Here is a 7,796-nt window from a genome sequence, read left to right as displayed (position 1 = left end):
CCTACGCACCCAATGTGGCGTTCGGTGCATCCAACGCACCCAATGTGGCGTTCGGTGCATCCAACGCACCCAATGTGGCGTTCGGTGCATCCAACGCACCCAATGTGGCGTTCGGTGCATCCAACGCACCCAACGCCACATTGGGGCGCATGAACCGGGCCGCCGTTGCCGGACACGGCCCACCCGGCCGCCGCTCCAGCCGCGGGTTGTACGGCCCGTGTACGAGCCCGGGTTAGCGTCGCGCGCCATGTCGAACCACTGGAAACTGCTCTCGTTGGGTGTGTTCGCCGCCCTTGCGGCCACCACGGTCACCGCCACCGACGCCGCCGCGGCGCCGAACACCTACTACGTCGACCAGGCCCTCGGCAGCGACAGCGCGGCCGGGACGCAGACCGCGCCGTGGAAGTCCCTCGCCAAGGTCGCCGCCACCAAGCTGTCCCCCGGCGACACCGTGTTGCTGCGCCGCGGCCGGACCTGGACGGGCGGGCTCGCCGTCCAAGGCTCGGGTTCGGCTTCCGCGCCGGTGACCATCGGTGCCTACGGCACCGGCGCGCGCCCGATCGTCCAAGGCAACGAAGAAGCGTGCGTCAACCTGCCCGGCAACTACATCACGGTGCAGAACCTGCAGGTCGGCGTCGCGGCCGACGCCGGGCGCTGCTCCTGGGCCGGCGTCGAGGTCGGTGGCGACCACGACAAGGTGCTGTCGAACCTGATCACCGGGGCCGGCGCGGGCGTCTACATCGCGCCGTCCGCCGACGGCACCGAGGTCACCCAGAACGACCTCGTCGACAACAACCACATGACCAGGGTGACCCCGGGCGGCAGCGACGACTCCGGCGCGTTCGGCATCCTGGTGCAGGGCAACGGATCCGACATCGGCTGGAACCGGATCAGCGGGTCGATCGCGGTGAGTGAGGACTTCGGCGGGCTGGACGGCGCCGCGATCGAGCTCTTCTACGGCTCGGACAACATCATCCACCACAACATTTCCGAGGACAACGAGTCCTTCACCGAGCTGGGCACGTACGCGGACGACCCGGACGGCGTGTCCCGCAACAACGTCTACGAGTACAACGCCGTCTTCGGCGCCAAGACTCGCGGCGGCATCGTGACGCGCGGCGCCGGCGACCAGAACGGCCCGGTCACCGGCACGATCTTCCGCAACAACTCCCTCCGGCTGAGCAACGCCGAATCCGAGGGCTTCGTCTGTTACGGCGGCTGCACCAACCAGACGCTGAAGCTCACGCAGAACGTCATCCAGTCCGCCATGAAGGTCGGGTACGCCGACGCGGGCTGGACCGCGACCGACCACAACGTCTTCTTCGGCGGTCAGCGGCAGTTCACGCCGGGCGCCACGGACAAGGTCGCGGACCCGAAGTTCACGTCGGCGACGAACCTGATCCTCACCGCGGGCAGCCCGGCGATCGGCCTCGGCACGACGAAGTACGCGAACGTCGACGTCGACGGCAACCCCGTCGGCACCCGGATCGACGCGGGCGCCTACCAGTTCACCCCCTGACGTACCGGGTCAGCATGGCGACCATCTCGTCCTCGAGCCGCCGGGCGTCGATCGGGTCGGGCTCGGCCAGCAGGTCGTGGACGGCCAGTTCGACCGTCGCGATGACCAGGCGGGCCGCCGTGGCGGTGTCGGCGACGCGGACCTCGGGGTGGCCCTCCAGGAGGTCGCGGGTGTGGCCGACCATGGTCCGCTTCACCCGGCCGACCCGCTCGAGCAGCTCTTCCGACCGCGGGGCCTGCTCGATCAGCATGCGCAGCAGGTGAGGGTCGTCGAGGTGGGCTTCGACGGCGAGCCGGACGAAGACGCGGAAGATCTCCTCGATCGAGTCCGGCAGCGGGCCGGTCAGGACCTTCGCCGCGGCCGCCGTGCCGTCGTCGAGGTGGCGGGTCAGCAGCTCGGCGAGGATCGCGTCCTTGTTCGGGAAGTACTGGTACAGCGAGCCGATCGAGATCCCGGCGCGCTCGGCGATGCGGTTGGTGGTGCCGGCGGCGTAGCCGTGGCCGGCGAAAACGTGAGCAGCCGCGGTCAGGATCCGCTGCCGGGTCAGCTCGGCGCGCACCTGACGCGGCTGTTTACGTGGCTGGATGCGGCGCTGGTCCGACGGCACGGCACTCCCCGGGAAAGCGAGTAGTCAAGATCTGAATATTTGCTCATAATTGTGCCATGACCAGCACAAATACGCTGCGCCGCGTGGCCATGGCCGAGGTGCGGGCCCGGCTGGGCGAACCCGAGGCGATGATCAAGGCCAAGATCGGCGACCACATCGACCGGCACGCCCGCCGCTTCATCGCCCATTCGCCGTTCCTCACGCTGGCCACCGCCGACGCGGCCGGACGCGCGGACTGCTCGCCCCGCGGCGACTACCCCGGCTTCGTGAAGGTCCTCGACGAATACACGCTCGCGATGCCCGACCGCGTCGGCAACAAGATCGCCGACTCGTTCCGCAACATCGCCGAGAACGACGGCGTCGGCCTGCTGTTCTTCGTCCCGGGCATGCGGGAAACGTTGCGCGTCAACGGGAGCGCGTACGTCACCGACGACCCGGACGTGCTCGCCCGGATGCGGACCGAGGCGAAGGAGCCGATGCTGGCGATCGTCGTCGAGGTCGCCGAGGTGTACTTCCACTGCGGGCGCGCGCTGATCCGGTCACGGCTGTGGGACCCGGCGAACCAGGCTCTCGCGGCGGAACTGCCCTCGGCCGGCGAGATCGCCGCCGACCTGATGAACGCCGACCCGGTGATGTTCGAGCAGCTCCTCGAAGCCGGCTACCGGAAGCTGTACTGACGATGCAGAAGACGATTCTCGACCGCGTCGAACGCCTCGCCGACGACGTCGTTTCCCTCGTGCTGCGCGGGGACGAGGGACCACTGGAGCCATGGGAGCCGGGCGCGCACATCGATCTGGAGCTGCCGAACTGGCTGACGCGGCAGTACTCGCTGTGCGGCGATCCCGGCGACCGCTCGGCCTACCGGATCGCGGTCCGCCACGACCCGCTCAGCCGGGGCGGCTCGGAGTACGTCCACCTGTTCCTGCGCCCGGGCCGGACCCTCTCGGTTTCCTCGCCCCGCAACCACTTCCCGCTCCGGCCGGCAGCGGAGTACCTGTTCCTGGCGGGCGGGATCGGGATCACGCCGATCGTGCCGATGCTGCGGGCGGCCGTCGCTTCCGGCGCGGCGGCGACGCTGGTGTACGTCGGCCGGTCGGCCGCGACCATGCCGTTCGGTCCGGAACTGGTGGCCACCTACGGCGACCGCGTGCGGCTGTTCGACCGCGGCCGCCCGGATCTCGCGGCCCTGGCGGCGGAGCTTCCGGCTGCGGACGTCTACTGCTGCGGCCCGGCGTCGATGCTCGCCGCCGCCGAGGCGGCCTTCCCGCGGGTGTCCACCGAACGCTTCCAGCCCACGAGACGGACGTTCGGGCCCGGCACGGCGTTCGAGGTGGTGAGCGCCCGTTCCGGGCGGACGATCCCGGTCCCGGCGGACGAGTCCCTGCTGGACGCCTTGAACCACGCCGGACGTCCGGTGCCGTCCGCCTGCCGCGAAGGCGTCTGCGGCAGTTGCGAGGTCTCCGTCGTCGAGGGGGAGCCCGAGCACCGGGACGATATCGGGGCCCCGGCGGGCCGGATGTACCCGTGCGTGTCGCGCGCGCGATCGCCCCGGCTCGTGCTGGACGTCTGAGCTACTGGCCGACGCGGCCGTCGATCCGCTCCCGCAGCAGGTCGGCGTGCCCGTTGTGGCGGGCGTACTCGTCGATCATGTGGACGAGGACTTCGCGTAGCGGGGTGCCGTCCTCGTCCTGTCCCCGGACGCCGAGGTCGGCCGCGTCGTCGACGAACCGTTCGGCGAACTCGACCTCGGCCCGCCAGGTCGCCCACGCTTCGTCGACCAGCGCGGGGTCGGCCACGACGTCGTCGAAATCGGCGTTCGGGTTGCCGTTCGCCCGGAAGTGCTTCGGGGTCTTTTCCCCGGCCATCACCTCGCGGAACCAGAACCGCTCCATCTCGGCCAGGTGCCGGACCAGGCCGAGCAGTGAGAGGTTCGACGGCTCGACCGACCGGCGCGCCATCCCCTCGGCGTCCAGGCCCCGGCACTTGAGCTGCAGGGTGAGGCGCCGGTCGCGCAGGTAACCGAGAACCCCGCGTTCGGAGTTCTCGAACCCGCCGTCGGCGCGCGGGTCTTCGTCGGGGTGCACGAACATGTCCCACCAGCCGAAAGTGCGGGCGGGCTGCGTAGTGTCGGCCATCCCCGGATCATCGCAGCGCGCCCGCACCCACTGCCACCGGTTTTCGCCCGGAGCACTCCCGAACCGTCCACTTCGGACCCGTGACTGGGCACGTAACTCGCGTGATGGGGCACGTAACTCGCGTGATTGGAGCCGTAACTCGCGAGATCCGCCTTCAATCACGCGAGTTACGGCTCCGATCACACGGGATCCGGCTTTGATCACGTGAGTTACGGGGTGGTGACGTGGGTGAGTTTCACCGGGGTTTTCGGGGGGCCGCTGCCGTCGCCGATGCCCGGCTTGGCCGGGTCGACGCCGCCGCGGGCGACCGTGTCCAGGACGGCGAGGCCGGCGTCGTCGATGCTGCCGAACACCGTGTACTGCGGCGGGATCCGCGTGTCGCCGAAAACCAGGAAGAACTGGGAGCCGCCCGAGTCGGGCTCGGACGTCTTCGCCATCGCGAGGACGCCGCGACCGTACGTCAGCTCGGGGAACACCTCGTCCCGGATCGTGTAGCCGGGGCCGCCGGTGCCGTCGCCCACCGGGTCGCCGCACTGGAGCATCTGAAGCCCGGTCGTCACGGACAGCCGGTGGCACGCGGTGCCGTCGTAGTACCCGTGCCTCGCCAGGCTCAGGAAGTTCACCACCGTGCACGGCGCCAGCGCGCGGTCCAGCGTGAGCCCGATGTCGCCCGCGCTCGTCGCCAGCCGCACCGGGACCGTCCCGGACGACGGCGCCGGGCCGTCGGGCGGCAGCGCGACCCGCTTCGCCACCGGCGAGCCGGGGTCCGGGGTGAACGCGCACGTCAGCGGGTCGGCCAGGGGCTTCGTCCGGCTCGGCATCGGGGCCCGGCCGCCCGGGAGCGACACCGGGATGCTCGGGACGGACGCCGTGACGGTCGGCGTGGGCGACACCCGCGTCACCGAGCCGCCCGGGTGGGTGCCGATGCTGGCCTTCCCGTCCGGCTCCCGCAGGAACCCGGGATAACCCCAGGCCAGGAAGGCCAGCACCATCAGGATGACGACCCCCATCGAGCCGATGATCAACACGCTGGCGGCCGGTGACAGCTTCTTCGGCGGCGCCGGCGGCTGCCACTGCGGATACTGGGAGGGCTGCCGCGGGTACGGGTACCGCGGCCCACCCTCGTCCGGCCGCTCGCCCGGTGCACCCGGCTCGCTCATCCGCGCTCCCCTCGTCGGCCGCCCATTCTGCCGCGAAGGGCTCCTCCCCGGGCGGGATTCCGGGAAGGAGGCCTCGATCACGGCGTCACGGCAGGCCCCACGGGGAACTCGGCCCGGCCGGCGCGACCGGCCGGACGGCGAAGTCCGGCTTGTCGCCCTTCCGGTACACGAAGGCGTCCTCGCCGCGGCCGAGCTCGACTTGGACGTCACCGTTCGCCAGCCTCCGCGAGCGGCGGGCGCGGCCCCGCGCGTCCGTCACGGCCAGTTCGCCGTCGATACCCGGCCGCAGCACACACGGCGCCCCGGCCTCGCTGTGCACCTTCAGCCAGCGCGTCTTCCCGCCGGCCCGGGACGCGCTGAGCAGGAACGCGCCCTCGGTGCGGAAGTCCCGCAGCGCGATGTCGCCCCAGGCCGCGGGCACCGCGGGGAACAGCCGGAGCACGCCGTCCCAGCTTTGCACCAGCATGTCCTGCAAGGACTTCGCCGCCGACAACGGCGTCTCGATGACCGGCCCGGACTCCTTGTACATCGTGTTCGGCTGGATGTAGCGCCGCTGCAGCTCACCCAGGTAGAACGCGGCCTGGTCGCCACGCAGCATCTGCGCCGAGATCGACGCGGCCCCGGTGAACGTGTAGCCCTGCAGCGCGCCCTCGAAGCCGACCCAGTGGTTCAGTGACGTCTCGATGATCTGCCGGTGCTCCGGCCGCTCCCAGGTGACGTCGTAGAGCGGGTAGATCTGCAGCAGGTGCGAGTAGTGCCGGTGCGACTTCGCGAACGGGACGCCGGCGCCGATCATGTACCCGTTCGCGTCCGCCGGGTAGTCCACCAGCGTCGCCAGGACCTCCTGCCACTTCGACGCCAGCGGGTCGCCGGGCTCGATCCGCAGCAGCGTCTTGCAGCCCCACCGGATGAGCGACAGGTCGTAGTTGCAGTCCGGGGCGTTGACGCCGTACTCGGGCGAGAACGTCGGCGGCAGGTGCAGCTTGCCGTCCGGGCCAGGGGCGAGGAAGTGCAGGTAGTAGTTGATCGCCCTGCGCAGCAACGGGAACAGCGTGTCGCGCAGCAGTTTCCGGTCCATCGTGTGCCGGTAGGACAGCCACACGTTGTGCAGCGCCCAGGTCAGGTTGCCGACTTCCGGCGTCGGCGAATCCTTCCCCGGGATGCCGACGGGGAACCCGCTGGTGGGACCGGCGACGCCGTTGAGCAGCGTCATGTCCGTGGTCCGCGGGATGCCCGCGGAGTCGGCCTGGTACGGCTGCGCGACCTGACTGGTCAGATTGCCCCGGTACTTGTCCAGCGCGTGGCTGACGGCGTCCAGCTCCAGGTGATTGGAGCCGTGGATCAGCCAGTACTCGAGCTGGACGTTCAGGTTCCACCACGTCGCCGGCCACGGCGTGTTCTCCAGCCACGGCCCGGACGTCGCCATCACCGGCGCCTCGCGCCGGGCCGCCGAGGCCACCTTGTACAGCTGGATCCAGTAGAAGCTCTGCAGCCGGGTGTCCGGAATGGACAGGAAGCTGCCCCGGTAGTAGTCGTGCCACCAGCGCCGGTGGTCCTGGGTCAGCGCGCCGAACTCCGCCGCCCGGCGGACCATCCCCAGCGCCCGCGCCGCCGACGTCTTCTCGGGGTGCGACCACGCCACCGACGTGTACAGCGTGCGCGCGCCCCCGCGCGTGACTTCCCGCCAGGCCGTGACGTGCTCACCGCCGGCCAGCAGCGGCTGCACGGCCAGCTGGGCGTCACCACTGCTCGAAAGGTTCACTGGCGGGTTCGCGGTGTAGCCGGCCGGCGGCGGCTTGTTCCACACCGGGTCGGCGCGCGGGCTGACCGCCACCGCCGGGTGGAACACCCACTTGAAGCCGCGTTCCCCTTCGCTGGGCCGGATTTCGACGGCGAGCAAGGACTGTCCGGTGTGGACGATCGCCCGCAGGCTCAGGCTGCCGGCCGCGGTCGTGATCGTGCCGGTGAGCTCGGCGTTCCACAGGTCCATCCGCCAGTCGATCGCGGTGATCGCGCCGACCGGTTCGAGCGTGAAGTACCCGATCGGCAGCCGGGCCAGCCCGAACAGCGAGCCGAACTCCGGCCGGTGGTCCTGCACCTGGCTGTGCTGGACGTTGAACCGGATCGCGTTCTGGCCAGGCTCGGCGTAGATGCCCGAGCCGAGGAACCCGTTGCCCAGGAAGGGTCCCTCGTACCAGGTCTTCGGCAGCCGCCGCCAGTACAGGTCCGCGGTGCCCAGGAACCCGGCCCAGCCGAAGTCGTCGCAACCGGGTACCGCGGCCGCTTCCGCGAACGCCGGCGGCCAACCGGCCGCGCCGGCGGCGAGCCCGGCGAGCGCGCCGCCGAGCACGGTCCTGCGGGTGATGTCCATGTTC

Annotated in this window: 7 protein-coding genes; 3 read left to right on the top strand and 4 right to left on the bottom strand. The window is 70.7% G+C overall.

What is annotated here, in order from left to right; genetic code table 11:
- The first annotated feature begins 247 nt into the window (after positions 1 to 247).
- Positions 248 to 1,519 carry a right-handed parallel beta-helix repeat-containing protein gene (locus AB0M82_RS39440; protein ID WP_364733575.1) on the top strand — a complete coding sequence of 424 codons (1,272 nt, stop codon included), beginning with the start codon at positions 248 to 250 and terminating at the stop codon, positions 1,517 to 1,519.
- Here AB0M82_RS39440 and AB0M82_RS39435 read toward each other — a convergent pair.
- Positions 1,509 to 2,126 (bottom strand): TetR/AcrR family transcriptional regulator, encoded by a 618-nt coding sequence (locus tag AB0M82_RS39435; RefSeq protein WP_364733572.1) that lies wholly within the window; start codon positions 2,124 to 2,126, stop codon positions 1,509 to 1,511. The two genes, AB0M82_RS39440 and AB0M82_RS39435, sit on opposite strands and share 11 nt — an antisense overlap.
- 56 nt (positions 2,127 to 2,182) lie before the next feature.
- Here AB0M82_RS39435 and AB0M82_RS39430 point away from each other — a divergent pair, with 56 nt between their 5' ends.
- A complete protein-coding gene (locus tag AB0M82_RS39430) occupies positions 2,183 to 2,803 on the top strand; it encodes an MSMEG_1061 family FMN-dependent PPOX-type flavoprotein (RefSeq protein WP_364733569.1) in 621 nt (206 codons plus the stop codon).
- A gap of 2 nt (positions 2,804 to 2,805) precedes the next feature.
- A complete protein-coding gene (locus tag AB0M82_RS39425) occupies positions 2,806 to 3,696 on the top strand; it encodes a PDR/VanB family oxidoreductase (RefSeq protein ID WP_364733567.1) in 891 nt (296 codons plus the stop codon).
- Position 3,697: 1 nt separating this feature from the next.
- Here the strand turns inward: AB0M82_RS39425 and AB0M82_RS39420 are convergent, their stop codons facing one another.
- The 3 genes from AB0M82_RS39420 to AB0M82_RS39410 all read right to left on the bottom strand — a co-directional run bounded on the left by AB0M82_RS39420 (position 3,698) and on the right by AB0M82_RS39410 (position 7,792).
- Positions 3,698 to 4,261 (bottom strand): DinB family protein, encoded by a 564-nt coding sequence (locus AB0M82_RS39420; protein WP_364733564.1) that lies wholly within the window; start codon positions 4,259 to 4,261, stop codon positions 3,698 to 3,700.
- A gap of 209 nt (positions 4,262 to 4,470) precedes the next feature.
- Entirely contained in the window at positions 4,471 to 5,421 is a 951-nt protein-coding gene (locus AB0M82_RS39415; protein WP_364733561.1) for a peptidylprolyl isomerase, read from the bottom strand.
- Between the two features lie 85 nt (positions 5,422 to 5,506).
- Positions 5,507 to 7,792, bottom strand: coding sequence for a Tat pathway signal sequence domain protein (locus AB0M82_RS39410; RefSeq protein ID WP_364733558.1), 2,286 nt, complete (start codon positions 7,790 to 7,792; stop codon positions 5,507 to 5,509).
- Between the last annotated feature and the right edge of the window lie 4 nt (positions 7,793 to 7,796).

This window comes from Amycolatopsis sp. NPDC051128 (genome assembly GCF_040682715.1).
Taxonomy (GTDB): Bacteria; Actinomycetota; Actinomycetes; order Mycobacteriales; family Pseudonocardiaceae; genus Amycolatopsis.
The sequence above is the reverse complement of the archived record's forward strand: the minus strand, read 5'-3'. Positions and strand labels throughout refer to the sequence as shown.

What these genes read in the sequence shown, in the direction of transcription:
- AB0M82_RS39440 (WP_364733575.1), top strand. Translation starts at nt 248, where the DNA reads ATGTCGAACCACTGGAAACTGCTCTCGTTGGGTGTGTTCGCCGCCCTT.
- AB0M82_RS39430 (WP_364733569.1), top strand. Translation starts at nt 2,183, where the DNA reads ATGACCAGCACAAATACGCTGCGCCGCGTGGCCATGGCCGAGGTGCGG.
- AB0M82_RS39425 (WP_364733567.1), top strand. Translation starts at nt 2,806, where the DNA reads ATGCAGAAGACGATTCTCGACCGCGTCGAACGCCTCGCCGACGACGTC.
- AB0M82_RS39420 (WP_364733564.1), bottom strand. Translation starts at nt 4,261, where the DNA reads ATGGCCGACACTACGCAGCCCGCCCGCACTTTCGGCTGGTGGGACATG.
- AB0M82_RS39415 (WP_364733561.1), bottom strand. Translation starts at nt 5,421, where the DNA reads ATGAGCGAGCCGGGTGCACCGGGCGAGCGGCCGGACGAGGGTGGGCCG.
- AB0M82_RS39410 (WP_364733558.1), bottom strand. Translation starts at nt 7,792, where the DNA reads ATGGACATCACCCGCAGGACCGTGCTCGGCGGCGCGCTCGCCGGGCTC.